This is a genomic window from Sphingobium sp. AS12 (genome assembly GCF_019097845.1).
In the GTDB taxonomy this organism is placed as follows: domain Bacteria; phylum Pseudomonadota; class Alphaproteobacteria; order Sphingomonadales; family Sphingomonadaceae; genus Sphingobium.
Genome location: NZ_JAHRGM010000046.1, coordinates 48,752 through 75,540 on the forward strand (window position 1 = coordinate 48,752; position 26,789 = coordinate 75,540).

General features: G+C 63.6%; 29 protein-coding genes and 1 pseudogene. 18 read left to right on the forward strand and 12 right to left on the reverse strand.

Translation table 11 applies throughout. The features are described 5' to 3' along the window. Nucleotides 1–263: 263 nt before the first annotated feature. The 4 genes from KRZ98_RS16560 to KRZ98_RS16575 are packed head-to-tail and all read right to left on the reverse strand — an operon-like array spanning nucleotide 264 to nucleotide 3,299. Nucleotides 264–1,100: a DUF2306 domain-containing protein gene (locus KRZ98_RS16560; protein ID WP_217674541.1), complete on the reverse strand. Its 837-nt coding sequence runs from the start codon at nucleotides 1,098–1,100 to the stop codon at nucleotides 264–266. A gap of 15 nt (nucleotides 1,101–1,115) precedes the next feature. After that, nucleotides 1,116–2,033, reverse strand: a complete 918-nt coding sequence (locus KRZ98_RS16565) for a hypothetical protein (protein WP_217674542.1) — start codon at nucleotides 2,031–2,033, stop codon at nucleotides 1,116–1,118. Beyond that, on the reverse strand, nucleotides 2,030–2,905 hold the full coding sequence (locus KRZ98_RS16570; RefSeq protein WP_217674543.1) for an ABC transporter ATP-binding protein: 876 nt from the start codon (nucleotides 2,903–2,905) through the stop codon (nucleotides 2,030–2,032). Before KRZ98_RS16570 ends, KRZ98_RS16565 begins: the two co-directional genes overlap by 4 nt. Before the next feature lie 4 nt (nucleotides 2,906–2,909). Then, nucleotides 2,910–3,299 carry a GntR family transcriptional regulator gene (locus KRZ98_RS16575; RefSeq protein WP_217674544.1) on the reverse strand — a complete coding sequence of 130 codons (390 nt, stop codon included), beginning with the start codon at nucleotides 3,297–3,299 and terminating at the stop codon, nucleotides 2,910–2,912. Nucleotides 3,300–3,610: 311 nt separating this feature from the next. Here KRZ98_RS16575 and KRZ98_RS16580 point away from each other — a divergent pair, with 311 nt between their 5' ends. The 12 genes and pseudogenes from KRZ98_RS16580 to KRZ98_RS16635 all read left to right on the forward strand — a co-directional run. Next, nucleotides 3,611–4,165 carry a TetR/AcrR family transcriptional regulator gene (locus tag KRZ98_RS16580; protein ID WP_217674545.1) on the forward strand — a complete coding sequence of 185 codons (555 nt, stop codon included), beginning with the start codon at nucleotides 3,611–3,613 and terminating at the stop codon, nucleotides 4,163–4,165. Next, nucleotides 4,155–4,511, forward strand: coding sequence for a nuclear transport factor 2 family protein (locus tag KRZ98_RS16585; RefSeq protein ID WP_217674546.1), 357 nt, complete (start codon nucleotides 4,155–4,157; stop codon nucleotides 4,509–4,511). Before KRZ98_RS16580 ends, KRZ98_RS16585 begins: the two co-directional genes overlap by 11 nt. After that, nucleotides 4,508–4,900, forward strand: a complete 393-nt coding sequence (locus KRZ98_RS16590) for a TfoX/Sxy family protein (RefSeq protein WP_217674547.1) — start codon at nucleotides 4,508–4,510, stop codon at nucleotides 4,898–4,900. The genes KRZ98_RS16585 and KRZ98_RS16590 overlap by 4 nt, the downstream gene beginning before the upstream one ends. 120 nt (nucleotides 4,901–5,020) lie before the next feature. Further along, on the forward strand, nucleotides 5,021–5,332 hold the full coding sequence (locus KRZ98_RS16595) for a hypothetical protein (protein ID WP_217674548.1): 312 nt from the start codon (nucleotides 5,021–5,023) through the stop codon (nucleotides 5,330–5,332). A gap of 228 nt (nucleotides 5,333–5,560) precedes the next feature. Beyond that, a complete protein-coding gene (locus tag KRZ98_RS16600; protein ID WP_217674549.1) occupies nucleotides 5,561–5,776 on the forward strand; it encodes a hypothetical protein in 216 nt (71 codons plus the stop codon). After that, on the forward strand, nucleotides 5,776–6,138 hold the full coding sequence (locus KRZ98_RS16605) for a signal transduction protein (protein WP_217674802.1): 363 nt from the start codon (nucleotides 5,776–5,778) through the stop codon (nucleotides 6,136–6,138). Before KRZ98_RS16600 ends, KRZ98_RS16605 begins: the two co-directional genes overlap by 1 nt. 21 nt (nucleotides 6,139–6,159) lie before the next feature. Continuing rightward, nucleotides 6,160–6,720 (forward strand): RNA polymerase sigma factor, encoded by a 561-nt coding sequence (locus tag KRZ98_RS16610; protein WP_217674550.1) that lies wholly within the window; start codon nucleotides 6,160–6,162, stop codon nucleotides 6,718–6,720. Then, complete coding sequence (locus tag KRZ98_RS16615; protein WP_217674551.1) at nucleotides 6,707–7,147, forward strand: hypothetical protein; 441 nt, start codon at nucleotides 6,707–6,709, stop codon at nucleotides 7,145–7,147. The genes KRZ98_RS16610 and KRZ98_RS16615 overlap by 14 nt, the downstream gene beginning before the upstream one ends. Further along, nucleotides 7,144–7,635: a periplasmic heavy metal sensor gene (locus KRZ98_RS16620; RefSeq protein WP_217674552.1), complete on the forward strand. Its 492-nt coding sequence runs from the start codon at nucleotides 7,144–7,146 to the stop codon at nucleotides 7,633–7,635. Before KRZ98_RS16615 ends, KRZ98_RS16620 begins: the two co-directional genes overlap by 4 nt. 67 nt (nucleotides 7,636–7,702) lie before the next feature. Beyond that, the gene (locus tag KRZ98_RS16625) at nucleotides 7,703–9,259 is read left to right on the forward strand and encodes a DUF1800 family protein (protein ID WP_217674553.1); all 1,557 of its coding nucleotides are present in this window, start codon (nucleotides 7,703–7,705) and stop codon (nucleotides 9,257–9,259) included. 4 nt (nucleotides 9,260–9,263) lie between these two features. After that, on the forward strand, nucleotides 9,264–10,421 hold the full coding sequence (locus KRZ98_RS16630; RefSeq protein WP_217674554.1) for a DUF1501 domain-containing protein: 1,158 nt from the start codon (nucleotides 9,264–9,266) through the stop codon (nucleotides 10,419–10,421). Between the two features lie 125 nt (nucleotides 10,422–10,546). Further along, a pseudogene (locus KRZ98_RS16635) lies at nucleotides 10,547–10,825 on the forward strand (transposase); the annotation flags it as partial. Between the two features lie 638 nt (nucleotides 10,826–11,463). Here the strand turns inward: KRZ98_RS16635 and KRZ98_RS16640 are convergent. Together KRZ98_RS16640 and KRZ98_RS16645 are read right to left on the reverse strand one after the other, a co-directional pair. Next, on the reverse strand, nucleotides 11,464–12,624 hold the full coding sequence (locus KRZ98_RS16640; protein ID WP_217674555.1) for an ROK family transcriptional regulator: 1,161 nt from the start codon (nucleotides 12,622–12,624) through the stop codon (nucleotides 11,464–11,466). Nucleotides 12,625–12,946: 322 nt separating this feature from the next. After that, nucleotides 12,947–13,774 carry a DUF6528 family protein gene (locus tag KRZ98_RS16645; protein WP_368389842.1) on the reverse strand — a complete coding sequence of 276 codons (828 nt, stop codon included), beginning with the start codon at nucleotides 13,772–13,774 and terminating at the stop codon, nucleotides 12,947–12,949. 184 nt (nucleotides 13,775–13,958) lie between these two features. Here KRZ98_RS16645 and KRZ98_RS16650 point away from each other — a divergent pair, with 184 nt between their 5' ends. Continuing rightward, nucleotides 13,959–16,640, forward strand: coding sequence for a TonB-dependent receptor (locus tag KRZ98_RS16650; RefSeq protein WP_217674557.1), 2,682 nt, complete (start codon nucleotides 13,959–13,961; stop codon nucleotides 16,638–16,640). Between the two features lie 362 nt (nucleotides 16,641–17,002). Here KRZ98_RS16650 and KRZ98_RS16655 read toward each other — a convergent pair whose 3' ends face one another. From KRZ98_RS16655 to KRZ98_RS16675, 5 genes are all read right to left on the reverse strand, one after another. After that, on the reverse strand, nucleotides 17,003–17,485 hold the full coding sequence (locus KRZ98_RS16655; RefSeq protein ID WP_217674558.1) for a PIN domain-containing protein: 483 nt from the start codon (nucleotides 17,483–17,485) through the stop codon (nucleotides 17,003–17,005). Beyond that, nucleotides 17,482–17,745, reverse strand: a complete 264-nt coding sequence (locus tag KRZ98_RS16660; protein ID WP_217674559.1) for a type II toxin-antitoxin system VapB family antitoxin — start codon at nucleotides 17,743–17,745, stop codon at nucleotides 17,482–17,484. Before KRZ98_RS16660 ends, KRZ98_RS16655 begins: the two co-directional genes overlap by 4 nt. A gap of 57 nt (nucleotides 17,746–17,802) precedes the next feature. Next, a complete protein-coding gene (locus tag KRZ98_RS16665; RefSeq protein ID WP_217674560.1) occupies nucleotides 17,803–18,963 on the reverse strand; it encodes a tyrosine-type recombinase/integrase in 1,161 nt (386 codons plus the stop codon). Beyond that, nucleotides 18,960–19,307 carry a hypothetical protein gene (locus KRZ98_RS16670; protein ID WP_217674561.1) on the reverse strand — a complete coding sequence of 116 codons (348 nt, stop codon included), beginning with the start codon at nucleotides 19,305–19,307 and terminating at the stop codon, nucleotides 18,960–18,962. Before KRZ98_RS16670 ends, KRZ98_RS16665 begins: the two co-directional genes overlap by 4 nt. Nucleotides 19,308–19,437: 130 nt before the next feature. After that, nucleotides 19,438–19,641, reverse strand: a complete 204-nt coding sequence (locus tag KRZ98_RS16675; protein WP_217674562.1) for a hypothetical protein — start codon at nucleotides 19,639–19,641, stop codon at nucleotides 19,438–19,440. Nucleotides 19,642–19,962: 321 nt separating this feature from the next. On the opposite strand from KRZ98_RS16675, the gene KRZ98_RS16680 reads away from it, so the two are divergent. The 5 genes from KRZ98_RS16680 (at nucleotide 19,963) to KRZ98_RS16700 (ending at nucleotide 26,070) form a co-directional block, all read left to right on the forward strand. After that, on the forward strand, nucleotides 19,963–20,880 hold the full coding sequence (locus tag KRZ98_RS16680) for a hypothetical protein (RefSeq protein ID WP_217674563.1): 918 nt from the start codon (nucleotides 19,963–19,965) through the stop codon (nucleotides 20,878–20,880). A 184-nt stretch (nucleotides 20,881–21,064) separates the two neighbouring features. Beyond that, the gene (locus tag KRZ98_RS16685; RefSeq protein WP_217674803.1) at nucleotides 21,065–22,255 is read left to right on the forward strand and encodes an AAA family ATPase; all 1,191 of its coding nucleotides are present in this window, start codon (nucleotides 21,065–21,067) and stop codon (nucleotides 22,253–22,255) included. Nucleotides 22,256–22,286: 31 nt separating this feature from the next. Further along, nucleotides 22,287–23,375, forward strand: coding sequence for a ParB/RepB/Spo0J family partition protein (locus KRZ98_RS16690; protein ID WP_217674564.1), 1,089 nt, complete (start codon nucleotides 22,287–22,289; stop codon nucleotides 23,373–23,375). A gap of 154 nt (nucleotides 23,376–23,529) precedes the next feature. Next, complete coding sequence (locus KRZ98_RS16695; RefSeq protein ID WP_217674565.1) at nucleotides 23,530–24,765, forward strand: replication initiator protein A; 1,236 nt, start codon at nucleotides 23,530–23,532, stop codon at nucleotides 24,763–24,765. A gap of 606 nt (nucleotides 24,766–25,371) precedes the next feature. Beyond that, nucleotides 25,372–26,070: a hypothetical protein gene (locus KRZ98_RS16700; protein ID WP_217674566.1), complete on the forward strand. Its 699-nt coding sequence runs from the start codon at nucleotides 25,372–25,374 to the stop codon at nucleotides 26,068–26,070. Between the two features lie 38 nt (nucleotides 26,071–26,108). Here the strand turns inward: KRZ98_RS16700 and KRZ98_RS16705 are convergent, their stop codons facing one another. Continuing rightward, a complete protein-coding gene (locus KRZ98_RS16705; protein ID WP_217674567.1) occupies nucleotides 26,109–26,573 on the reverse strand; it encodes a hypothetical protein in 465 nt (154 codons plus the stop codon). Between the last annotated feature and the right edge of the window lie 216 nt (nucleotides 26,574–26,789).

Genomic DNA, 26,789 nt, shown 5'->3' on the forward strand with positions numbered 1-26,789 from the left:
CCGGCGGCAGGCCGACCATCTCCGCAACCAGCTTCGCGAGCAGTGCCAGCGTCTCCGCTTCCGGAACCCCATGTCGCCGAGTTCGCCTTCCGCGGCAGCGTCGGTGAGCCTCGCATCGAGCGATGCGACACGCTCGACGATCTGTTCCGGATGGGAACCCGACACGGCGGCGATCAACTCCTCCAAGGACAAGCTATCCCCACCAGCCACGAACTGGCCGCTGGAAGCCGCCCTGGCCAAGCTCGACAAATATCGCCTGCTGATCAGCGTAGAAGGACCGGTCGCCACATCAGCATATACGCACCGCCAATTCCTAGCGCAGTCAGCAGCGTCAGGACCACGAGGCCACCAGCCATGGCGGATTTGGCGCGCGCACCGCCCCGGTCCCTAACGAAGAAGTACAGTTCAAGGACGGCGAGCGGGAGAAGGAAGCTTCCAAAGCCCCAGAAGAGATCGAACGGGCCGTCCATGCGCTTCCCGATGCCGACCGGACCGCGATTGACGAGAATCCAGGCCATGTAGCCGATCCGCTGGAACCACACCCCGTTGGCCAAAAGGAAGGTGCGAAGCGCCCAGCGCGGATGATTGCGAAAGTCGCGGGCGACAGCGGTTCGCCAGGCCATGATGGCGGCGCCCATGAGGAGGACGCCCAGCAGGCTGATCCCGAGCGCGCCGGTCAGCGTGAGATAGGTGCCTCGCACCCAGACCAGGGACATGCCGCCGAGCGACATCAGCAATGCCATCATGATGTAGAAGCGCCCGTTCCAGCGGTGAAGGGCGGGCACGTATCTGCGGATCTGCGGAAGGAGCTGGAGCGCGCCGCTCGCCGTGATCATGGCGCCCATCAGGACATGGACGGCGAACTGGAGATTACCGGCGGTGTCGCCCGGGACATGGCCGGTGATCAGGTTCTTCTTGTTCCAGTCAGCGAAATTGCCGCTGGCGGTCGACGGCCCATAGAATGCGACGATGAAATAGATGAAGGCCATCTGCCCGATGACCGCCGTCACGCACCAGGCCCATGCCGACGCCTTGAGCCAGCTATCTGTGCTGGGCTTGCTGCTTGTTTCGACCCCAAGGGGCAGGACGGTTGTGGCCATGCTCGGGCTCCGTGATCAAGGGTTGAAGATGTTGCGACGAAGTCGGACGGCGGCAGCGAGGCAGGCGGCGGTGATCGCGAGGCCGATCCACAGGCCAGGCGACGCGGCGAAGTGGATGACCGCCATTTGCGGTTCGGCCGTGGCGCTTGGCTTGATCCCCGCCTCGAGGCTGCCGATCAGCCTGTCGCGGAACCATGAAGCGACATGCCATCGCCCAGATGCCATGCGGTCGAACACAATGGCAGCGAGCGGCGGTAGCGTCGCCCAGAGGAGGGTCATCCGTCGCGCCCAGCCGGAGACCAGCAGCGCCCAAGCATAGATAGGTGCATGCCACAGCGCGAGCGTCGCAATGCTCCAGGCGATGATATGGACCCGGTGCAGCACCGGCACGCTGCCCCACAGGGGCCCAATCGCCACGCCGCTCGCGCTCAGGATCGCGGTGCTGGCGAGCAGCATGATTGCCTGCGCCGCGAGGACGAGGAGGAAAGCGACTAGCGGCAGCAGCGCGATGGGAATCGCGGCTTTGACAAGCACGGCGGTCGCATCGGACACCGGCAGCGATTTCCAGAACAGGATGCTGCGGTCGCGGCGCTCGCCATTCAGCGCGCCAAGCGCATAGAACAGTCCTGCGAGCGATGTGGTGGCAATGATCGCGACCGCGGCGATGTCAAAGGGCCGGCGGATCGCGTCCTTCAGTTCGCTTGGTGTCCCGGCGAGGCTGGCCTGCATCGTTGCGGGCAAGCCGACCGCGCTTACCAGAAACCCTGACAGGGCCACGGCAACAGCAGCGAGGGGCGCGAATATCAGCGAACGGTGCTCCCACAGTTCGCGCCGTAATGTCCAAAGGAGTGGGTGCGTTGGATGTGTGGGCCGCGGGCGGGTCGCATCCGGATCGAAGGCCCGAGATTTCCGCATGGCCAGCAACCTGGTCATGCGGCCACCCGATCATTCTGATCCGACTTCGCAGTGACGAGCGCGGTGAAGAGATCGGTAAGGCTGGGTGTCCGCAGATCGCCCCAGGTCCGGAATTCGTCGCGATCGACGCCGTCGAACAGGAAGACACTCTGCCCGAGCAGCAAGCGTTCCTGGATCGGCCCCAATGCGCGTGCAGCCGCCAGATGATCGGGATGCGCGACGAGCTCGGTGAATCGAGCATCGATCTCGTGGGCGACGAAGTCGAGTTTGACCCGCCCGTGGTCGAGGAGAATGATCCGGTCCAGAACCCGCTCGATCTCGGCGAGTTCATGCGTCACCATCAAGATAGTCCGGTCGTGATCGAGATGGTCGCCAAGCAGCGCGTCATAGAAGGCTTTGCGATAGGCGACGTCGAGCCCGAGCGTCGGCTCATCGAGCACCGTCAGACGCGCTTCGATGGCCATCACCAGCGCCAGATGAAGTTGGGCGGCCATACCCTTCGACAGGTCGCGCACCCTGGCCCGTCGGCTGATGCTGGTCCGGTGAAGAAAGGCTTCCGCCTTCGCGCGATCGAAGCGGGGGTGGACGCCCCCCACATAGTCGAGAGCCTGACCCATATTGATCCAGGGCGGCAGCACCGCGACATCGGCGATGTAGGACACGTCACGCATCAACGCTGCCCGTTCGCGCCACGGATCCCGGCCCAGGACGGCCAGATCTCCCTCGTGCGGGAGCAGTCCCACGATTGTTCTGAGGAGCGTGCTCTTGCCAGAGCCATTAGGGCCGATCAGTCCGACGATGCTGCCCTCTTCGATGGTGAGATTGATACCGTCGAGCGCCGTCGCGGGCCCGAAGGCTTTGGAGAGATTGCGCGCCTCGATGCACGTCATCCGGTCAGCGCCCGACCAGCGTCTTTGCGTTCTTGCGGCCGACCTCCGAAAAGCCCGGCATGTCTGCCGGCTGGAGGCCGAGCCGTTTGATCGTCGCGAGGACCTCAGGCCATTGCTCCGCGAGGAATTTCTGGCGTTCGCCCTGCAGCAACAGCGCGCGTGCTCCCGGGTTCACGAACATTCCGAGACCTCGCCGCTTCTCCACGAGACCCTCATCGACAAGCTGCGCGTACGCCTTGAGGATGGTCAGGGGATTGAGCCGATAGTCGGCCGCGACCGTGCGAACGGTGGGAAGCGGGTCGCCATCCCTGAGCACTTCGTCGAGGATCATCGCCACGACCCGATCGCGAAGCTGTCGGTAGATCGGCTGCTTGTCACTGAACGCTGAATCCATACCCGTCACTCCATCAATGGTCCGACGCAGATAGTGGTGCGGCTCACCTGCTATAGTGATATAGTTATATATATCACCAGTCAACTACCCCGACGACGATGGAAGCGCGCCCTCTTCCACCTGAGACGCGGAACCCGAGGAACGGGGAGACTGATCGTGTCGCACGTCGCCCAATGCACCTGCTCCGGTTCGGTCCCGTCGCGATTTCCCTTAGCCAGGGGTTGACGATTCATTTTTGATCGGTCATTTTAGAATATGTAATCAAGAATGGATTTCCCGTGGGCCGAACCCGTTCCTATGATGAGGGCGCCGTGCTGAGCGGCGCGATGCACGCCTTCAGACGCGAGGGCTACGAAGCCGTTTCGATCCGTGACCTTGAGGAGGCGACCGGTCTGAAAGCCGGCAGTATCTACAATAGCTTCGGCGACAAGGCCGGTCTGTTCGACGCCGCCTTCGCCCACTACAACCACGTCGTCCTCGAGGGCCGGATCGCGCGACACGCGCCGGTCGAGCATGGCCTTGACGGTTTACGCGACCTCTTCCTTTCCCTGCTGCATGAACCGAACGGCGAAACCTTCGGCTGCCTGATCACCAATTCAGCGATCGAGTTCGGCGCCGCGCCGCGGCCGCATCGCTGTGTCGAGGAGGGCCTCCAGGCCCTGATGCGGGCTTTCACGACGCGGCTTGAAGAAGCGCGCGACCGTAAGACGCTGCGGGCCGGCTTGGAACCGGCTGAGGCCGCCACGAAGCTGCTGGTACTTTATCAGGGGATTCTGGTCCTGGTGCGTGCCGGCCATGACGTGGCTGCGCTTGAACGCCTCATCACAGATGAATGCAAGGATCTCGAGAAAAGCCATGACTCCTGACGCGCTCTGGAACCGCTATTCGGCAATTTGGTCTCTCTCCGCAGACGCGCGGGAAGCGGAACTCGCCGCCTGCCTGACCGACGACGTCACCTATTGCGATCCGAACGGCCTTCTCTCGGGCGCAGCGGCGATCTCGGCCTACATGGGCCAATTCCAGGCCAGCGTGCCCGGCGGCCGGTTCCACATCCGGACGGTGCTGCACCATCATGATCGGTCCCTCGCCCACTGGGAGCTACAAGGCAGCGACGAACAGGTCCTCCAGACCGGGACGAGCTTTGGCCTGATCGCCGCGGACGGCCGCCTGCAATCGATCTCCGGCTTCTTCCATCCCCAGCCGCAAGGATGAATATTGTTACATCGCGAGAGCTGGCGCTCGACCTCGCCGAACGCATTGGAGGGCTGCACACGATCACGGTGAAGCGGTTTTTCGGCGGCGCAGCGCTGGTGGCGGACGGCGTCCAGTTCGGCTTCGTCATGAAGGGATCGCTCTATCTGCGCGTCGATGATGCCGGCCGCGCCACCTTCGAGGCCATGGGAGCGGCGCCGTTTCGCTATGCCGCCGCCGGGTGGGTCGTGACGGTCACGGGCTATTATGAGGTGCCAACCGACATCGTCGATGACCCTGAGCGGCTCCGCGCATGGGCCGAGCAGGCGCGCCGCACCGCCGCAACCGCCCGCGGTGGCGGCCAGCCAATCGCAGGACGAATCACCGCGACAAGGAAGGCCAGCCGGTGAAACAAATGGCAGCCCAGAAAGTATTTATACCCCGGCGCGACGGATTTCTGCCCCCGTCCCGTTCAAGCCTCGTCGGACGCGCAAGCGACGACAGGTAAGAGCGTCACGGGAGACTTGGACATGAGGATGATCATTGCGGCCTTGGCCGGCCTTGGCATCATCGCAGCGGCAGGGACGGCATCGGCGCAGGTCAATGCCCGCCAGCACCAGCAGCGCGACCGGATCGTGCAAGGCTGGAGATCGGGCGAGCTGACCGGCCGCGAGGCGGCGCGGCTCGGCCGCCAGCAATATCGGATCGGACGCACCGAAGCACGCATGCGCGCCGACGGCGGCGGGCTGGGCCCACGCGAGCGGGCGCGGCTGCACGCACGCCAGGACCGGGCGAGCGCCAGCATCTACGGCAGGAACCACAATCGCCGCGACCGTTGGTAAGGCATTGACGCAAGGAGATCGAATATGCCCAGACTGTTCACATGGCTCGGCGTAGCGATGACGGCCGGCCTGATCGCCGCGGCGCCGGCCGTGGCGCGGGATCGGGACAATAATCCTCCGGGTCCGCGCGGCGGGCCCGGGACCAACTGGGAAAATCCACCCGGTCCGCGCGGCGGCCCGGGGGCGTCGCCCGACCGTCGCCGCTTCGTGATCCGCGGGCGCCCGACGGTGTTTGTTCTCCGCCCGGGCGGATATTATTATCATGCCGGGTACGGCTATTGGCATCCGCGCTGGGGCTGGTGGAACCAGGCGCGCCGCTGCTGGCTCGACCGCGACGGCAACCCGCCCGGCCCGCGCGGCGGGCCCGGAACCAACTGGGAAAATCCCCCGGGCTGGCGCGGCGGTCCCGGCGCGTCTCCCGATCGCTATGGAAGGTGCCGTTGATGCGTATGTTCTTCATCCTGATGCTCGGCGCGACCATCGCCGGACCCGCGCGCGCCCAGACCGGCGGCATGGCGCTCGCCGATTTCCAGTCGGCGGGCCGGGCGCGGCTGATGCAGGCCGACACCAACGGTGACGGCCGGATCGCCAGGGCGGAATGGACCGCGCGCCCGCGCGGCGCCACGAATGCGAAGGGCGATCCCGCGCGAATGTTCGACCGGCTCGACACCAACAAGGACGGCGCGCTCGACCAAGGCGAGATCGATGCCCTGCTGGCGCACCGCTTCGCGCGGATGGATGCAAATCGGGACGGCACGCTCACCGCCGAGGAGCGGCAAGCCGCCCGCGGGAGAGCGAACGATTGAGAGCGTCCGGAGACCGGGTCCTTGACCGCCTCGCCGGGCGAGGATCCCGATCTCGCATTGCTGGTGCGCGTGGGGCGCGGCGACGCCGAGGCCGCGCGCGCGATGGTGGCGCGCAAGCTGCCGCGGCTGCTTGCGCTCGCGACCCGCATGCTCGGCGACGCGGCCGAAGCCGAGGATGTCGCGCAGGAAAGTTTCGTGCGGCTCTGGCGCCAGGCCGCGCGCTGGCGGCCTGGCGCGGCGCGCTTCGACACCTGGCTGCACCGCGTCGCGCTCAACCTCTGTTACGACCGGCTGCGACGACGGCGCGAGATCGTGGTGGAGACCGTTCCCGATCGCCCGGATCCTGGGCCGGCGCCCGATGCCGGTCTGGACGAAGCGGACGCAGCTTCGCGCGTGGCGGCCGCCCTGCAGGCGCTACCCGAGCGCCAGCGCGAGGCGATCGTGCTCGCTTACTATCAGGAGCTGTCGAACATCGAGGCGGCGAATGCGATGGATATCAGCGTCGAGGCGCTCGAAAGCCTGTTGTCGCGTGCGCGGCGGAAGCTGCGCACCCTGCTCGAGGAGAACGATGATGCGCGATGAGCCGAACATGGCATGGGAACGCTTCACGGCGCTCGCCGACAGCTATGGCGCCGATCTTTACCGCTGGCCCGCTGTGCAGCGCGACGCCGCCGAGGCCTTGCTGGCGAGCGACGCGGCCCGTGCCGACGGCATTCTCGGCTGCGCGGGACGCCTCGACGGCCTGCTCGATCACTATCGGACGCCTCTTCCCTCGGCGGCGCTGGTCGGCCGCATTCTTGCCGCCGCGCCGCGGCCGGCACTGCTCTGGTCGCGCGCGAAGCTGTGGTGGTCCGGGCTGGGGCTGGCCGGCGTCGGGCTGGCCGGCGCCGTATCCGGGGCGCTGGCCCTGTCGCTGGCGACGCCCGCGCTGCTCGACCATCGCGCCGCCGATTGGGCCGATGGGCAGACGATCTTCGGCGATGTCGATCTCGATGGAACGAGCCGATGAGCGAACGGGCGCTGCGCATTGTCCTGATCGTCTCGCTGGTCCTCAACGTCTTCGTGATCGGCGGGCTCGTCGGCGCCGCGGTCATGTGGAAACGGGTCGAGGCGCAGCGGCCGCTGGTGGGTATCGGCCGACCCGCGCGGCTGCGCGAGGCCGCTCAGGCGCTGTCACCGCCGAACCGCCGCATGCTCCGCCAGACGGTGCGCGCCGCCGCGCAATCCCTGCGGCCCCAGGCCGAGCAGGCGCGCGCCGCGCGGCGCGAGGCCGGGCGGCTCCTCGTCCAACCCAAGTTCGACCGGGCCGCATTCGAAGCCGCGCTGGCGCGCGCCAGGACCGCCGATGTCACCATCCGCACGCGGCTCGAGACAGCGGTCGTCGATGCGGCTGCAAAGTTGCCCGTCGAGGAGCGTGTCGCGCTTGCCGACGCGATGGATCGATCGGGCGCGATGCGCCGGCCGAGGGAGCCGCGACAGGGTTGCGATCAGCGCTGACGGGAAATTTCCGGGCAGCGACGGAATGGACCGCCGGCTGCGTTCAACAGGCGAAGGAGATCGCCCCATGTCGGCAACGTCGACAACCGCCATCGCGCTCAACCGCTTCGGTCTCGGCGCGCGTCCCGATCAGCCCGCGCCCGAGCGGCCAAAAGCGTGGCTGCTCGATCAGTTCGACTGCTTCGAGCCGCGTCCCGCGGCGATTGCGGTGCTGCCGGCGACCAGCACCATCGCGGGCAATCTCAGCGACTATCTGCAGATGCAGCGCCAGAACCGCCGGCAGAGTGACGGTGGAATGCCCGGACAGCCGACGCGCCGACGCGCCGCGGGCTATGCGCCGCTGTCGATGGACGGCGAAGCTGCGCCGGGCGGTGCGGCGATGCAGGGCATGCCCGGCTTCGGCCAGGCGGGCGCGGGCGATCAGGCCGAACGCCGCGATCCGGTGGCGCAGGCGCGCCGCTTCGCACGCGAGCAGGCGCGCAGCTACTATATGGGCGCGGTCGCGGCGCGCGCGCAGACCGCGCTTGCCAGCCCGGCGCCGTTCGCCGAGCGGCTGGTGCATTTCTGGGCGAACCATTTCGCGGTCTCGATCGACAAGCTCACCATCATCGGGCTCGCCGGCCAGCTCGAGTTCGAGGCGATCCGCCCGCATGTGATGGGCAGGTTCGGCGACATGCTCCAGGCGGTCGAGCGCCATCCCGCGATGCTGCTCTATCTCGACCAGGTCACCTCGATCGGCCCGAACTCGGCCGGCGGCCAGATCGCAGCAGGCCGCCAGCGTCGGCAGAAACCGGGGCTCAACGAAAATCTCGCCCGCGAGATCCTCGAGCTGCATACGCTGGGCGTGCGGACTGGCTACGGCCAGGGCGACGTAACCGAGCTGGCCCGCGCGCTCACCGGCTGGACGGTGGCCGGTCTCGGACGCGGCGCTGGCGTACGGTTCGCCGGGATCGACGGCGAGCCGGGCAGCTTCGTCTTCGCCGAACGCCTGCACGAACCTGGGACGCGCACGATCATGGACCGGTCCTTCGCCCAGCAAGGCGAAAACCAGGCCTCGGCCGTGCTCGACCATCTCGCGACCCATCCGGCGACCGCCAGGCATATCGCCACCAAGCTCGCCCGGCATTTCGCAGGCGACGACCCGCCCGCGCCATTGGTCGCCCGGCTCGAGGCTGCGTTCCTCAAGACCGGCGGCGATCTGCGGAGCCTATACCGCCTGCTCATCGAGGCGCCCGAATGCTGGACCCCGCAGCCGGTCAAGTTCAAGACTCCGTGGGAATGGAGCATGAGCGCGATGCGGGCGCTGGGCACGCGTGAGATGCAGTCCCAGGCGGTGACGGGCCTGCTGACGCAGCTCGGCCAGCCGGTCTGGCGGCCGGGCTCGCCGGCGGGCTGGGACGATGTCGCGGCGAGCTGGATCGGGCCCGACGCGATCATGCGCCGGGTCGAGGCGGCCGAGCGGATGGCCGGGCGGACGGGCGACATGATCGACGCGCGCCGGCGCGCCGTGCAGATCTTCCCCGCTGCGCTCAGCGACGCCACCGCACAGGCGATCGCGCACGCCGAAAGCCCCAAGCAGGGTTTGGCGCTGCTGCTGGTCTCGCCTGAATCGATGTGGAGATAGGAATATGCTTACCCGTCGTAGCTTCGTCACCGCCCTGGGCACGACCCTGGTTCTCTCGACCGGCCTCGGCGGCACGATAGTGTTCGCCCGGGCGGCGACCGAGCGGCGCTTCGTGTTCGTAATCCAGCGCGGCGCGGCCGATGGCCTTGCCACGCTGGCGCCGGTCGGCGATCCGGCGTTCGTCGGACAACGCGGCGTGCTGGCGGAGGATTTCGCGCAGGCGTCGAAGCTCGATGCGATGTTCGCGCTGCATCCCGCGCTCGCCAACGTCGCTCGTATGTACGCGGCGAAGGAAGCCTTGTTCGCACACGCGGTCGCCTCGCCCTATCGCGACCGCTCGCATTTCGACGGACAGAATGTGCTCGAGACCGGCGCCGCCGCCGCCTACAGCGTCAAGGACGGCTGGCTCAACCGATTGCTCGCGCTCCTGCCGCGCGAGGAGGCCAAGGGGATCGCCGTCGCGGCGACCATCCCGATGGCGCTGCGCGGAAAGGTTGAGGTGGCGAGCTATGCGCCTTCCGCGCTGCCTGATGCCTCGGACGATCTCATCGCCCGCGTCGCGATGCTCTATGCCAATGATCCCCGGCTCCATGCCGTCTGGGAACAGGCGATGGCGACACGGACGCTGACCAGGGATTTGGGCAGCGGCGGCGGCCGCAATGCCGCCGCGACCGGCGCGTTGGCGGCCAGGCTGCTCGGCGAACAGGGCGGCGCCCGCATCGCGATGATCGAGACCGGCGGCTGGGACACGCATGCCCAGCAGCGCGGCCGCCTGGCGGCGCAGCTGCGCGGGCTCGACGCGATGATGGACGCGCTCAAGCAAGGGCTGGGGCCGCTCTGGGCCAACACGATGGTGCTGGTCGCCACCGAGTTCGGGCGCACCGTCAAGATCAACGGCACACAGGGGACCGATCATGGCACGGCGTCGATGGCGATGCTGCTGGGCGGCGCGGTCCAGGGCGGGCGCGTGATCGCCGACTGGCCGGGGTTGGCGGACGCCGCGCTCTACGAAGGCCGCGATCTCAGGCCGACGATGGCGCTCGATGCGCTGATCGGCAGCGCGGTCGCCGGGCATTTCGGGATAGAGGGACCGCGCGCGATGGCCGGACTGTTTCCCGAGACCGGGAGCGCACGCCTTATCGACGGACTGGTGCGTGCCTGAACTCGGACGATATCCGGCATCGACCACGGCGATTTCGGTCGCGGACGCACCGCGTCCGGCTTTCCATCAAGGATCGGAGAAAAAACTTCCGGCCAGGAATGCTTGCCAGGCCCGTTCGGCCTTAGTTGCCGAAGGCACAATGGCTGCTCGCCGACCGGGGTTATGACGCCGACTGATTCCGGGACGCCTTGCAGAAAAAGGGCATCACGCTCTGCATCCCCGGCCGAAAATCCCGAGCGAAGCCCGTCAAATATGACAAGCGCCGCTATAGACGCCGCAACCGCATCGAGATCATGTTCGGCCGCCTCAAAGACTGGCGCCGCGTCGCTACGCGCTACGATCGATGCCCGGTCGCGTTCCTCTCCGCCATCGCTCTCGCCGCCACCGTCATCTTCTGGCTCTAATCAACGACTCCTGACCCTAGCGCCCGCCCATCCGCCAGCCGTTCGATAGAGGCCTAACGACATCTTTATGTCGACAGTCCCTATTATGTCACCTATTGTGATTAAAATGGAAGGCCTCCGCTCAAGGGAGGACTGTCATAGAACCTCGCCTGATCCGCCACGCGGCGCCGCTACTTTCCACCGCGCATCGCCCCTCACACGGCGGCGGGATGCGTCGCCTGCCGCGCGACTAGCTGAAAAGGAGGCCGTCGCAGTTGGCGCACGGTTGCAAGTGGTTTGCGCGATCGGAGCTAAGTGCAACATCGCGGTCATCTCCAACAGCATCAGTTCGGGCGAGATAGAGGCGGAGTCAAATCTTGGTCGCAGCGTGGTGCTGGTGGTGCGCCACCTGCGACCGACCGTTGCGCTCGTTTTGCCAACATTACGCCGCGCTGCGGGAGTGTCGCTGTCACCGGAGCGCAGATCAATCTCACCGAACACCGTCAGACGTGACAAATGTTTTCGTAGTCACGCTGACTGGCGATCCTCCATTTTTGAGCGACAACGTTGGAACGCTTCCTGCCATTATTTCGATCGTTAAGAACCGACATATGTGACGGTTGGCCTACTGGCTCCTGCGAGTATGAATTTGTAAACTTTCACTTGCTCAACGTAAAAAATAAATCGCGCAACGGAGTTGATGCTGCACCCAAAGCTGTTGCGTCATAGTGAATCGCAGACCCCAGGATAGTCGGCACTGGCCTGGGCTTGCCTCTACGCGGCGGATTGGTGAAGCGCAGATGGGGAATGAGCGCATCGGCCATACTTTGCGGAAGGCGCCCTCCAAGAACGATGGCGCCAGGATCAAGAATTCCCGAAATAGCCGATATGACGAGATTGAGTGATCGCGTCGCGTCGCCGATCCATGCGGCGACACCGGGCAATTCCAGGCTGAAACCCTCCAGCATCGTACCTATGCTCTCATACGATGCGCCATGCTCGTTCACAGTCTGGCGGAGGCGTTCCAGATTCGGCTGTGGCCAGTCGTGCGGCAGAACAGACGCAAATTCGCCAGCATTTCCATGTTGGCCGCGGGAGAGTTTTCCGTCAACGACGATGCCGCCACCAAAACCAGTCGAGAAGAAGAGATAAGCGAAGGATTGGGTGGTCCGGCCAACGCCGGACATCGCTTCGGCTACCGCAGCAAAATTGCCATCGTTGTCGATCCACACCGGGAGATCCAGTCCAGTGGTCAGGATTTCGTCGATCGGAACAAGTGCCCACGGCTCCAGGAGCGCGGGTGGGTTCATGAATGAGGTTTCGTTGACAAAATAGCCGGTGATTCCAACGCCTGCGCCAACGAGACGGTCTCTCGGGATACCAAGGGCGCTAAGGGCGGCATCTATCATCCGTCTCATTTGCGCCAGCGTCGGATCAATCCTGGCATCCAGGAGTGGTTCCGTAACGGTCCAGCGGACTTCCCCGGTAAAATCGAGCAAAATCAATGACAGCGCGTCCGTCATTAGCGACAACCCAATGCTGAACATCGCTTCGCTGTTGAGGTGGAGTAAAGTGGCAGGCTTTCCCCGCCCTGCGAATTTTCGGGAGCCTTCCTGGATCAAGTTGCGCGCCATCAGGGCATCGGCAATTCGCATGACCGACTGTGCGGTTAGATCAGTCGCCCTACCGATGTCGGCTTGGGAAAGCGATCCATGTTGTTGCAAGAGCGCCAGGAAACTCCGCTCGGTCGGAGTGGCCGTTCGGCGGCGATCGTCTCTGAAAAACTGAGGGGGCACCGAACGCGCCGAAGGACCATTCATCAATCTACGCACCGACAAATTTGGCTGGCGTGGGCATGGGCTTAGCTGGAGATCGCAGCTCGGCGATGGTTGAAGATTGCAGACACATCCCTCATCAGTAAGCTCCGAGTAGATTCAAGTGCATCGCCAGCACCACTCGCCGACGTGTTGGCCCACGAGAGCGGGTGGCGCAAGCTAGATGATCCGAGCTGGCGGGACTAGCCGAAGTGCGTGTTGGACCCGTGTGCTTCATCGTCCCCGCACAGAGGTTCGCATAACCGACTCCGCTCGGAACAGGATCGAGCAACCTGGCCATTGCCAAATCGCGCCACTGAGCGGTTGGCTAACGAAACCAGCGTATCTTGTAGAGATGAATTCCAGTGACGTTGATCCGCTCGCGAGCAGACCCGTCTCGCTTGGCAACTGTGAAGCCATATGACCACCAACTATCCTCGGCCTGAACCCAGGCAACGCTGTCGCCGTTGAAATTGATCGCCTTGACTTGGCGAGCCGGGTTCAAGAACGGAATTGCCACATATTCTCCGCTCTCTGGTGAGAAGCGCCAGCTACCGTCTTCCGTCGTGACGGCGAAATCGTGCGTGTCGGGATCGAGCGACAAGTCGTGCCCATCGCGCTTGCCCGGAAGTTGCCAGCGCTGCGTTTCGATCAACCGAGGCTTTCGGGTCGCCCAATCCTCAAGGCGAAATGCCTGGATCATGTCGTGCGACAGCGTGAACAGCCGCTGGCGTTGCGCATCCCACACCGCTCCGTGCCCTGAATACAGGTCAAGGTGGAGTAGCGGCTTTTCATTCTTCGTCCGGCTATAAATCTCAAGCCTGTTGCCCGCCTCGTGCAGCGAAAGCGCGACGGCGATCCGTCCATCGGGAAGAAGGTCGGCCGAGTGGGCCATCGGCGCTCGGGCACGGAACAACACCTTGCCGCTCGCGCGGTCGACGAGAACAACCGCGCCGGTCGAGGCGGTCGCGAGAATGGCCTTGCCGCCGTCGACCGCCTTGCAATCGTCGATCTTCCTCAAGAGCGTTGTGCGATAGACAGCCGGCAGGCCGGGGGCCGTCTGCGCGGTCCAACGCCATGTCTCCCGCATTCCGTTGTCGGCGCCCTCATACAGTCGGATTTGATCGTCGCCACATGCCAGGAGCTGCGCCGTCACGGAAGGGGCAGCGGATACCTGGGACGCCGAGGCCAAGGCCAATAGCGCTAATCGGATAAGCCATCGCATCGAGTGTATCTCCATTTGTCAGTGCCGGTTGCAGGTAGCTCCCTTCAATGTCATATATATTTCACTTAGAGTGAATAAATGCCCCCCGACCGAGACTTCCAAGGGGGAATCATCCATGAGCACCGTCCGATTTTCGCTACGCCTTACCCTTCTCTGCACCTCGATGCTGTCTGTGACTCCTGTGTTCGCCCAAACCGCTGACGCGCCCCCACGGGACGCTGGCAGCGGTTCGGGGACCGCTGAGGCAGGGCGGCCCGACGACATCGTCGTCACCGGCGCGCGCCTGCAAGCCGAACGCGAGGTCGACGCAAAGCGCCAGATTTCGGTGATCTCCGACAGCATCAGTTCGGACGAGGTGGGTACATTGCCCGATTTCGGCCTCGGCGAAGCACTCGACCGTGTGCCCGGCGTTTCCACCATTCAGAACAACGGGCGCGGCGAATCGCAATTCCTCTCCATCCGTGGTCTGAACGCGGACTATAATCTGGTCGAGATTGACGGCGTGCCGCTTCCGGCCAACGAGTTGGGCCGTCGCAACGTTTCACTAGACGTGATCCCGTCGTCGCTCGCGCAACGGATCGAAGTCTACAAGTCGACCAACGCGACCATGAATGGCAACGCGGTAGGCGGCACGGCGAATCTCCGAACCCGCAGCGCCTTCGACGGCAAGGGCGATCTCTTTGTCGGCGGCCGGTTCGATATCGGAAAGTGGGAGAATGAGCGCGTCCGGCACGACAGCACGCCCTCCGGCCAAGCCGAGCTTGTGGTTTCGGATACCTTTGGCCCCGATCGGAAATTCGGCTTCGTCGTTTCCGGGAGCTACTTCCGCAGGGATTCATCCTCACTCAATTCCGCGATCGACTCGTATAACTATTTCAACCCCACTACCGGCGCGAAGCTGGACCCGCTCAAGGTCGACATTTCCGACGCCAATCCCGCGCCGGCGCGGCGCCGCTGGCTGCACTACGACAATGTGCGTCAGCGTTACGGCCTGTTCGGCAAGCTGGAGTTCAATGACGGCATTTTCTTCCGCGCCTCGCTGACGGGCGGCTATTTCGAGCACCGGAACAATGAGGAACGGCAGAGCAATATTCTCGTTGCGAACGGAAATCCGGTCGCCGCATCCATCACGCCGACCAGCGGCACGCAGAATTCGGCAAATGCGCAAGTCGATCTGGTCGAATATGACCAGAAGCGCACCATCCGCTATGGCGATTTCCATGCCGAGTTGACCCCATCGGATCGCTTGTTTCTCAATTTCGACCTGAATTACGCCCAGGCGACCTATTATCAGGATGCGCGGCTCGCGACCTACCGCATCGCAAACAACAATAATCTGGTCTATACTTATGATCTGACGCCGGGCGGCTTCACCTATTTCGATATGAAGAACCCCGACTTTGCGTTCAATCCCGCTAATTATAAGCAGTACGAGTATGGCACGACGCTCGATGATAATAAGGAAAATGCCCTGACCGCGCAGGCGAATGCCGGGTTCAATTCGCACGATGGTGATCGCGGCTTCGGAATCCAAGCGGGCGGATACGCCAGGTTCCTCGATCGGAAATACGACAAGGGCGTGGACAACTACCGTCCGGTCTCAGGAACGAATTTCCTGCTCTCCGATGTGTTCAGCGACGTCCCCTACGCGCCCTATAACGGGCGTGGTCAGGAGATACTCTTTGTAGATCCCCGCGCAGCCGAGGATTTCTTCAGTTCCAACCCGAACGGGTTCGCTCCCAATCCCAGCAGCGCGGCGGGCAGCATACAGTCCGATTATGGTCTCACGGAGGATATCTATGCCGCCTACGCGATGGGCCGTTTCGCTACGGATCGGCTGACCCTTACTGCCGGCCTCCGCTATGAGAAGACCGACCTCGCTACCACCTCGTTCAACCTCCAGGATGGCGATTTCGTCTATGGGCAGCGGACTCAGCATTATGGTGACTGGCTACCGTCAGCCCAACTCACCTACGATGTGACAAGGAGGCTGCGGGTCCGCGCCGCTTTCAGCAAGACGATCGGCCGCCCCAACTATGATGACCTCGCCGAACGCGCGACCATCACCACCGACAGCGATACCGGCGACGTTCGGATCAGCAGCGGAAACCCCGGCCTGAAACCGCGCCGCTCGAACAATTATGACCTCAGCTTTGAATATTATCTGAGCCGCAAGACGCTCTTCTCGGTCGCACTATTCCGAAAGGAGATTTCGGACGAGATTATCAATGTGCGCAATCAGTCGGATGAAATGTTCGACGGGCAGCTGGTTTCGGTTACGCGGGTGCAGCCGGTCAACGCTGACAAGGAAACCATAAACGGCATCGAACTGAACGCCATCGTTTCAAAGCTCGATTTTCTCCCGGCGCCGCTGAACGGTCTCGGCTTCTCGGCCAACCTAACCCTGCTCGATCCGACGCCGCCGAGTGTCACCATGTCCGACGACGTGACCCGTCGCCAGCTTTCAGCGTTGGTTGAAAGCGCCAACACCGTCGCGAACGTGAAACTCTTTTACACGGTCGGCCCGGTTACTCTGCAAGGCGCCTGGAACCATCGTTCTCCGATGCTTCTCACGGTGTCGACCAGCGATCCGCTGAACGACATCCGCTACGACACGAGCGACAAGTTCGACGCTCAACTTCGCGTGAAGTTCAACCGCAACGTGACCGTCGTGGGTCAAATCAAGAACATCACCAACGAACGGCCGGAACGCAAGACCGGACTCGATTTCCGGTTGCTGCGCGAACAGTTGGACAATGGCCGTGCCTATTATGTCGGCGCAGTATTTAAGTTCTGATGGAGACAGATGCACGATATTTACTTTTGGCAAAGCGAATAAGGCGGCTCGTGTCCGCGCTTCTGTCGGCGGGCACGACCGCGGCAGCACAAACAAGCCGGCCTGAGCGCTACCTTTCCGGTTTTGGCGTCGATCTGGTCCAAGTGCTGCCGCCTGCGCCGACGCGCGGCAGTCCGCGCTACGACGCCGACCGGCGCACGTTCCGCGATACTCGCAAACTGCTGGCGACGCAGCGCGGCACTCAGGCGGTCGGCGACGTGCGGGACGACGTTCCGACCATGCTGGAGGATTTCTCCTCCGCAGCGGGACACCATGCAGGATACGAACTCCAGTGCGGCGGAGCCTATACCGTGTCAACCGCATTATCCGTCGGTTCCCGCCGCTCCGGCCGACTGCGGCCCGGCCCCAAATTCCTTGGGCGTAGCGATGGTCAGCGAAGGAAACAGACTCCGCATGTGACCGATATTCCAGGTGACGATCACCGGAATTTCATGAACGATCGCGGCCTCGCCGATCAGGAGATCATAGAGGCGCGCGCCAATCCCGCCGCCTTGCGCGTAGGCACGAATGGCGTCGAACGACTGCGCCGGCGTCAATCCGACCAGGACCGTCACCGCGCGCACGCTCTCCAGCGCCGCCCAGGCTTCCTCGGCCGAGAACCGGAACGGCGCCCGCTCGCCCCGCCGGGTCAATGTGCTGTAGGCTTCGGCATAGCTGTGCGCCGCGACAGCGTACTCACTGCGCCGCTCGCCGATCAGCAAGCCCAGCGAGGGCACGTGATGTTCGTGGGCTTCCGCCAGCATCGCGATGAGCACGTTGCTGTCGAGCAGCGCATCGGGCTTCAAGCGTCCCGCTCGCGCGCCGCCTCGAGCGCGGCGTTGGCTTCCTCGAGGCTCACCCGCGCGCCGCCGGCGGGCCGAACCAGGATCGGTCCGCGCTGAACCAGCCGGCCGACTTTGGCGACCGCGCCGGGCGGCACATAACCGCGCAGCGCATCTTCAACGACCTGGGTTGCGGTCATGCCCGTGAGCTTCGCCAGCTCATGGGCGCGGGCCCGAGCGAAGGCGGAACGGACATTGAACTGGATATGCTCGGCGCGAGACATGGGCGACTCCTGCTGTGCACCGATATAGCGGAGCAAGCGCCATTTGGCTAGCCAGATTCAATTATGGCTATCTTCCTCGCCCGGTCGTGCGGAGCTGGATTCTGCCGAGAGGCGTGCCGCCATGCGCGCACTCGCGCCGCTTTTCGCCGCGAGCTTGGCGCCATAGCGCATAACCGTCCTGGGATCCCGCCACCTGTAGGCCTGCATGATCGCCGGCAGGCTTTCGTCGGCCGCAAAATTGTCCTGCGCCACCCCGACCCGGATCGAGTGGCTGGAAACCGCGGCAACCCAGCGTTCGAGCTCGGCTTCGCTCATGGACCCAAGCAGCTTTTTGGCATGCGCCGCGCGGATCAGCCGCCGATAGATCAGCGTGATGCTGTTGGGATGGAGCGCTTCACGCCCGACACCGGCCACCGACCCGTCAAAATGCGTCTCGACCCTGCGGAACAGGGCGCCGCGGTCAATATGGGCACCATCGCGCCAGCGGGCGATCGACTTCATCGTCGCCGGCGAGAGATAGGCATAGGCCCCCTCCCCTTCCTGGTCGGTCTTGCTGTCCGGAAAGAACAAGGTTCCGGCCCCCTGCCCGTCCGGGCCATCGACATGAACGATATCGATCGCGACGAGCTCCGAGCGGCGTGCCGCGCTGTCATAGGCAGTCCGCAACAGGGCTTCGTCGCGCAGGCCCAGCAAATCGCGGCGGCAAGCCTTCAGCAGATGCGCCAGGCAGACTCCCGAGGCCGGGCTGTCGAAGTCGGCGATATCGCCCTTAAACCGGATCGCGCGTGCCTGGCGCTGGCGCACGCCCAGCGCTTTGCGCGCCGCCTTCTTCTCCAGCTTGACCAACGGCGCCGCGGTCGGATCGGCAAACCCAGCCATCCGATAGGCCCACCCGACATTGACGAGGTAGCGCTCGATCGTCGCCGTCGCGCGGATCTCCTCGGCCGACGGGTCGGTCCCGGCGAGCGCGCGAATCCACGCCGCCACGTCCACCGCACCGGCCTTCGCCGGATCGATGCGCTGCCTTCGGCACCAATCGTCCCACAGGGTCAGGTCAGAGCGGAAGGCCCGGCGGGTATTGGGCGACCAGGCGCGCAGCACGGCATCGAGGACGGCCAAGTCGATCGTGCCGCTCGGCCCCGCGAACCTCACGACCTCCTGCGCGAGCTCCGCCGGGTCCGTCGCGCCCGCGCCGGAGATTTGTGGAAGTGTCGTCATCGCGCCGCGCCAACGCCGTCCTCGTCCGGCTCGAGGTCGCGCGGATCGATGCCGACGACGCCCGGCACATCTTCCCAGTCGAAATGCGGATTATGCCCGAACTCCGCGAACCGGCGCTGACCCTCCGGCGTGATCGTCCAGAGGGCATGCCACGGCAGCAGCGCGCGCGAACGCGCCGCGAGCGGCGGCTTCATGCGAAGGAACTTGCGAAGCCGCGGACGATATTCGTCGCCCATGCTGAAGAGCGCGCCTTCGGGAGACCGCGAAAGCACATTAAGAACGCAAAGGTCGAGCCGCTCCAGGCCGTTGAAGGTTCCGCTCAGAACTTCGCGCGCCGCGATCATGGCGTCTCCCCTCAACCGTCATTCCAAGCCGCTAGTGGGCTTCCATCGGGATCGATGCCGATGAGGCGAAGGCGGCGGAGCGGTCTCACCACGACCGGCTCGCCGCATGAAGCGTGATGCCCGTCGACGATCATCGTGGAAAACCGTTTTCGTCATAAAGATCCGCATCGCGCTCCGCCGGGAGCGGCATCCGATCGAGCGCCTCCTCGATGATTTCGATCTTGCTGCGCCCGTCGCGGGTCAGCAGTTCCAGGCGCGTAAACGCACGATCCGAACGGATGGTAGTGGCGCGTTGTTGGCGACGCGGGGATCCCTGGCGTCCGGAAGCGGTCACGTTTGGCTCCTGATCATAAAGTCGCGTTCGTTCGATCCATCTCACATCTGGCACGGAGATCGGGGAAATCCACGCCTGCCTCCGTCGGGCAGCGAACATAACCAACGGACTTTCTATTGTATAGAGTGGTGATAAGCATCCATTATCAACACTAGGCATAGCAGCAACATGGACGGAAAGATCGTTAGCGGATAGAATTGAGGCGTGAAAGCCGCCTCCCCTGCCCTTACATCGGTCACCTGGACCCCGCGCCTGGCAAGTTTCCTTGAAGAAACTTCGCTCGCGATAGCAAGGCTGGACGCGCGTATCTCCGCCAGTCCCATGCGCGAAGCCTGGTCGCTGCGCGCGTCTTGGACGGGTTATAGCACAGCTCAGCAGCTTCAGGGCCTCGAAATCGACGAAGCGGATACTTTCTCCTGGGCGATCGGCGTCGCCCTGCCCCATCGGCCGCTGCGCCCGTCCGTCGACGATCCATTCGATGGCTTCTCCGCGTGGCGGCAAGCACTCGATGCAAAAGGGCGGCACTGGCGCGAAGATCTGCCCTTCACGGTCGACCTGCCCGACACCTGGCAGGACGCCCCTGCCCTCAGCCGGGTCCTCGAAATCACCCGCCAGCACGCGCGGGCCGACCGCACTGCCCGACCGTGGTTACAGCTGCCGCTCCTCCTCCAACGTCTGGGTATCACTGTCACGCCCCTTCCCTGCCTTGTGAGCGGCGCCAAGGCGTTCCGCTTCGATCGGCTCGACGCCGCCAGCACAGTCACGGCGCAGCTCCGCCAACTCGCTCGCCTCGCGAACAACGGCCTCGATCGGCTCAGCGCTCTTGAGGTCGATCGGCTGCGTTCGGTCCAGGCGATATCCGCTTACCGCCGGCCTGGAGCCCTGATGCCGCTCCTCGCGCTGCTCCATCACCACCCGGTCCTTTCACCCGAGAAGGCAGCTCAGATGCTTGGACTGACCGTTTCCGGGGCCGGCAAGCTGCTCACCAAGGCAGCGGCCGCAGGATTGGTGCGCGAGGTGACCGGGCGGGGCTCGTGGCGCGTTTATATCGTCCCCGACCTGGCGATCCATTTCGGATATGCCGCGGCTCCCATCGGCCGCCCGCGCAAGGCACCTGCCCTCGCGCCAGACCTTGATGCCGTGCTCGCAGCGTTCGACAGGGAGATGGCCGCATTAGCGCCCATGCTCGCGAACCATGATTCGGGTTCCAACGGCCCGCAGCAAGACTTTCCTGCCTGAAGCCGGGGAAGATTCGTCAGGGCAAGCCGTGGTTATAGGTTTCGATAACCCATTGATATATAGCTCATTCCTTCGCCGCCTGACCATACACGCGCCTCGCGTCGTTAGCGGTTTAATTTGACGATTGAAGCGATTTGCGGCATCCCAGCGTCAAAATGCTTCAGGGTGGATATTTATGGTCGAACTGAATTCAGAAGCGGCGCGCATCTCGGAACTTGCTGCATCGGGCGAGAGGATGGTCGAGCGCCTGCGCCACCAGTCGATCTTGCCAGAAACCCGCAAGACGCTGACTGTCACCTGGGGCATCGCTGAGGTCGCCCAGTTTCTCGGCTGCTCGACCAACCGGATCCGGCAAGCCGAGACAGACGGCCGCCTCCCCCCTGCTCCCGATGGCCGGCGGCAGGGCTATTCGATCGACCAAGTCCTCAACATGCGTGAGGTGCTCGACGCCTCGCCCAGACGCGGTCCCAACGACCGCCCGGCAATCATTGCCGTCCAGAACTTCAAGGGTGGCGTCGGCAAGTCAACCGTCACAACCCACCTCGCCCATAGTCTCGCTGTCACCGGCTATCGCGTGCTCGTCGTCGATTGCGACAGCCAAGCCACTACCACCACACTGTTCGGCTTCAATCCGCACTTCAACGTGAGCCGAGAAGAGACGCTTTACCCGTATCTCTCGATTGACCCGACCCAAGCCGATCTACTTTACGCGGTTCAAAAGACACCGTGGCCCAATGTCGACATCATCCCTTCCAATCTCGAGCTGTTCGACGTCGAATACGAACTGGCAGCCCAGGGCGCCGACGGCAACTCTGTCCTCGTCACCCGCTTCCGCAAGCTCAAGGCGGGACTTCAAGACCTCGCGCGCAATTATGACGTCGTTCTGCTCGATCCGCCACCCGCGCTCGGCACGATCAGCCTCGCCGTCATGCAGGCTGCCAACGCGCTGCTCGTGCCTCTCGCGGCGACCACGCCCGACTTCTGCTCGACCGTCCAGTTCCTCTCGATGATGGAGCAGGTTATAGGACAGCTCGAACTCGGCAACATTGAAGTCAACTTCGATTTCGTCCGTCTGATTTGCTCGAAGTTCAACAGCGGCGACCCCAGCCATGAGATGGTCCGCCAGATCATGGAGCAGACTTTCGGCCCTGCCCTGTTGCCCGTTCCAATTTTTGAATCAGCCGAGATCAGCCATGCAGCGATGCGGATGATGACCGTCTACGAGCTTGACAAGCCGATTGGCGCACCCAAGACCCACAAACGCTGCCGCACCAATCTCGACGAAGCGCTCGGCCAGGTCGAGCAATTGATCCGCAGCTCCTGGGGGCGAGTCTCGCCCGCTAGCCCGCAGGAGATCATCCATGAGGCGGTCTGACCTAGCCGCACAGCATGACGGGAGGCAGTAAATGGCCGGCAATCGACAAAAGGCCTATCTAGCCAACTTGCTTTCCACCGAACCCGAGGCGGCACCCCTTGCTGCTTCTCCCGCGGAGACGGCTGACGGTGCAACCGAGACCGCCCCCCCCCCTGCCCCTGCAGCGCGCGTCTCACGCATGGCCGGCTCGACGCTACTTGGCCGCGATTCCGCACTCGCGCGCATTGCCAGCGGCGAGATTCAGCAGGTAACGCGGCGAGTAGTCGATCCCGCACGGGTGCGCATCTGGGAGGGCAACGCACGCCGCTACGACCGGCTCTCCGAGGAAAATTGCCACGATCTCATCGACGGGCTGATCGCGGAAGGTGCGCAGCGTATCCCCGCTGTAGCGCGACGCGTCGAGGATGATCCCGATCATGACCTTGAGCTGATCTTCGGCACTCGCCGCCATTTCTCGGTTAGCTGGCTTCGCGCCAACAGCTACCCCGACTTCCAGCTGCTCGTCGATATCGTGCATATCGACGACGAAGCCGCCTTCCGCCTCGCAGACATCGAGAACCGCACCCGCAAGGATGTTTCGGACATCGAGCGAGCGCGAAACTACCGCGCTGCGCTCGATTCCCACTATGGTGGCAAGCAGGTTCGGATGGCCGAGCGCCTCAAGGTTTCCAAGGGGTGGCTGTCCAAGATGCTCAAGGTCGCCGAGATCCCCGATGCGGTGCTGGCCGCATTCGCCTCGCCCGACGACATCCAGATTGCCCCCGCCTATCCCCTTGCCCAGGCACTGGACGACAAGACCAAGGCCAAAGCAATCGGGGACGCCGCCAAGCGGCTTGCCCGAGAGCAGGCCGATCGCCATCGCGACAATGCCCCTGCGATCCCGGCGGCCGAGGTCATCCGCCGACTGCTCGCAGCGACCACGTCGCCACGCGCCCAAGCAAGCCATTTCGTTTACAAGAGCGAGCTCGGCCGCGAAGCGCTCAGTGTGCTCTCTGTCAACCGACAGGGCGCAACGATCCGGTTGCACAAAGGCTCCGGCGCGAACGAGGAGGCTCTCGTCACTGCGCTCCGGGAGGCCCTTGCCTATCTGGACGAGACCGGCCACGGATTGCAGTCATGAACATGTTGGTCCGGGATGGGGATCAAAAGTTTCTTCGAGGAAACTTTTGCCCGGCCCGCGAAGCGGCTCGGCCCACGATCGCCATGATCAACTCAGGAAAGTTTCCTCAAAGAAACTTTTGCCCTGATACATATCTGGAGGAAAACGAGCGCCTGTGAGCCGCGCCAACAAAACTTACTTCAGCGACCAGTTCGACCTGTTCCTCCCTTACATCGAGGACCTGCCGCTGCGCGACCAGCGCGAGATGATGGAACGCCCCTTCTTCTCACTGGCCAAGAGCAAGCGGATCAAACCGATCGACTATCACTCGCCCGACGGCAAAACCTGGGTGCATGTCTCGGCCAATCCGGAATATGGAATGGCAACGATCTGGGACGCCGATATCCTGATCTATTGCGCATCCACGCTCGCCGACATGCAGCGCCGCGGCCTCAACGACATCCCGCGCAAGCTCCATATCATGCCCTTCGACCTGCTGCGCGCGATCGGTCGCCCCACGACAGGCCGCTCCTATGAACTGCTCGGCCAGACGCTGGACCGGCTCGTCTCGACGACTGTAAAGACCAATATCCGCGCCGAAAACCGCCGTGAAGCCACCTTCAACTGGCTCGACGGCTGGACCCAGCTGGTGGACGAACGCACCGAGCGCTCGCGCGGCATGACGATCGAGCTTTCCAGCTGGTTCTACGAAGGCGTCCTCATGTCGGGCGGCATACTCTCAATCGACCGGGCCTATTTCCAGATCTCGGGGGGGCGCGAACGCTGGCTCTATCGCGTCGCACGCAAACATGCGGGCGGGGCAGGCGAGGGCGGCTTCGCTATCAGCCTACCGACGCTCTTCGAGAAATCGGGCGCCGAGGGACAATATCGCCGCTTCAAGTTTGAGATCGCGAAGATCGTCGACCGCAACGAACTCCCCGGCTACGCGCTCACTCTTGAGCAACCACCCGGCAAGCGCGAACCACACCTCCGCATGGTTCGCCGAACCGATGCTCAACTCACGAGCACGCCGCGTGCCAGCAAAACATTGAAGCCGGCTGCTGCCACTCCCGAGCTGGCGCCAGCCAAACCTGCTACCCGCGCGCGCATACTCGCTGCGACCGCACCCGACTCCGCTAATGACACCCCGCTCGACATGGCCGACATGACGCGCCTCGTGCGCCGCACCGTGACCAGCTTGGCAACGCGCGTCACGACCGGAGAGGTCACCGACGCTACGCTCACTCTTCTCCGCAATGAATGCCCGGGCTGGGACTATCATAATCTTCACGGGCTTTTCCGCGAATATATCGACGCCGATCCAAGCCGGACGCCGGCCAATTACCAGAATGCCTTCATCGGCTTCGTGCGCAAATATGACCGCGACAACCGGCACACGCTGCGCCGGTAACCGCGGTCGAGCCGCACCTCACGAATCCACGAACAACCTCCCTCAGCGTTCCCGAAGTGTCGTGTCCAACGCGCACCGGTCGACCTGCATGACTCCAATGCGACATAAACACCGCTCAAATCGACGCGGGCTGAACGTCATTTGGGCATTCCCGAGCAGAAATGATTCAATCGTCACGATTTGCCCCCATCGACGCACCATCCATCGACACATCGGGAACCAGGTTCGACCCTTCAGGAACGCACTATCGACACTTCGGGAACGGCATGATCGACACTTCGAGAACGATTCGCCGACACATCAGGAACACCCCAAAGATCGCGACTCGCCCGTTTCCGGACCGCGACTCGCAAAGCGAACGCCACGTAACTCCGTAACCCTAGAATAAACCTCTCTAACGCTCGATTTGAGATCATTATTTTTGAGGAACAGGGGGATAAGGGTTCCAGCCTTGAGCGAAGCACACCAGCTAAAGCGCACGCACCAGCCGAAAGCACTGAAAGAACAAAGGCAGAACGATGCTCCACGGCGCAAGCGCCGGCTCAAGAGGGGAGGGGGGTAGAGACTCCGAGCCGCAATGCCAGCGGTTGTTTACGGAGCCCCCCTATGCCCCACCTAGGCGAACCCGCCGATTCGAAGGCCGCCCTTATCCATGACGGCGATAAACACATCGCTGACCAAGTTGTTGCCGACCAGAAAATCAGACGCGCGAGATTGAGCACCGCCATCACAGCGCCATCCCGCGAGCCATCTCCGCGTCCAAACTTCAACGCCGGACAGAAATCCGAGCTCAGCACGACCTGCGAACGGCGGATCGCAGACAAAGCGATCGTCGAACTGGAGATCCAGCAAGGCGCTGTTAGCTGGGTGCCCGTGGAGATGCGCCTCGGCGCCGCGGACGGCGATCCTTTGCAAACATCCGAAGAAGCACCCGAAGCGCATACGGTCGAGGACGCCATCACGGTGGCGGAGCCGGAAATCTCCGTTCCTGATAGGGCAGACGGGGCGTGCGCTCAAAGAGGCCTGACAGTCAAAAGCCGAGCCCCACAGCCCAAACCCCTTCGGCCGCAGAACCTCGCCGCCGCTCACTTCACCACGCAAGACCGGATCATTCCGATGCGACAGAAGATTGACCCCGCCGCCCGCCTCAACGGCTTCGCCAAGGCGCACGAATTCGCCTGTCGCCGTGCGGACGCGGGCGTTCGTCACCTCGCCATCATCAGGACTGGCCTTCCAGACCAGCCATTCCGGGTCACGACCTCACCAAAACCGACAGATGAAATCGTGTTGAGCATTGCGGATTGATGCACGAAGGCGGACGCCTCACGCGCGAGAATCCCCGATTAATCCAACTTGGTCTGCCACGACGGGCCCAACGCGAATTCCTCGGGGAACACACCAACGGGACCGTCCGCCTGGGACGAAACATAAGGCGAAATCGGCGCTTTCACTGGATGATCTGCATCGACCGTGCCGCGAGCCCCGAGGACTTCGAGGAGCCAGACCAGATCCTCAATCATCGCCGTAGCGCCTCGGCCGGCGAGCGCATAATAGATTGCGCGCTGATAATCATCGCAACGATTGCCAAGAACGGTCGAGAGGCGAGCACGGCCGCCCGGGATGCCTTTGGCGATGCTCGACAGCACGTCCTCCAATTCAAGCACCGAATAAAAAGCGTCATTGGCGCCGACGCCGATCGAGAGAGCAGCGATCGCACGCCGCTCCGGCCGAATTGCGGCATCGGTCGACGCATCGGTCAGCACGATGTCGAGATCGATGGGTTCGAGATGTTCCTGGGCAAAGGTCATGATGCAAATCCGAAATGAATGATTGCTCTGAACATACAGTGAACAACATGTGCCGAGCAAGAGTTGTTGCGCCATGGCGGCCATAAACTCAAAGTCAGCGCGAGCGAGTTCGGCTTGACGTCAACCTCATTTTGCCCCGAAGATAGGGTCGATCCCGCGGGGCATCACGCATTCCGATCGGCAGGTTGCCTACCGCACCGCACTGTTTGCGCTTTA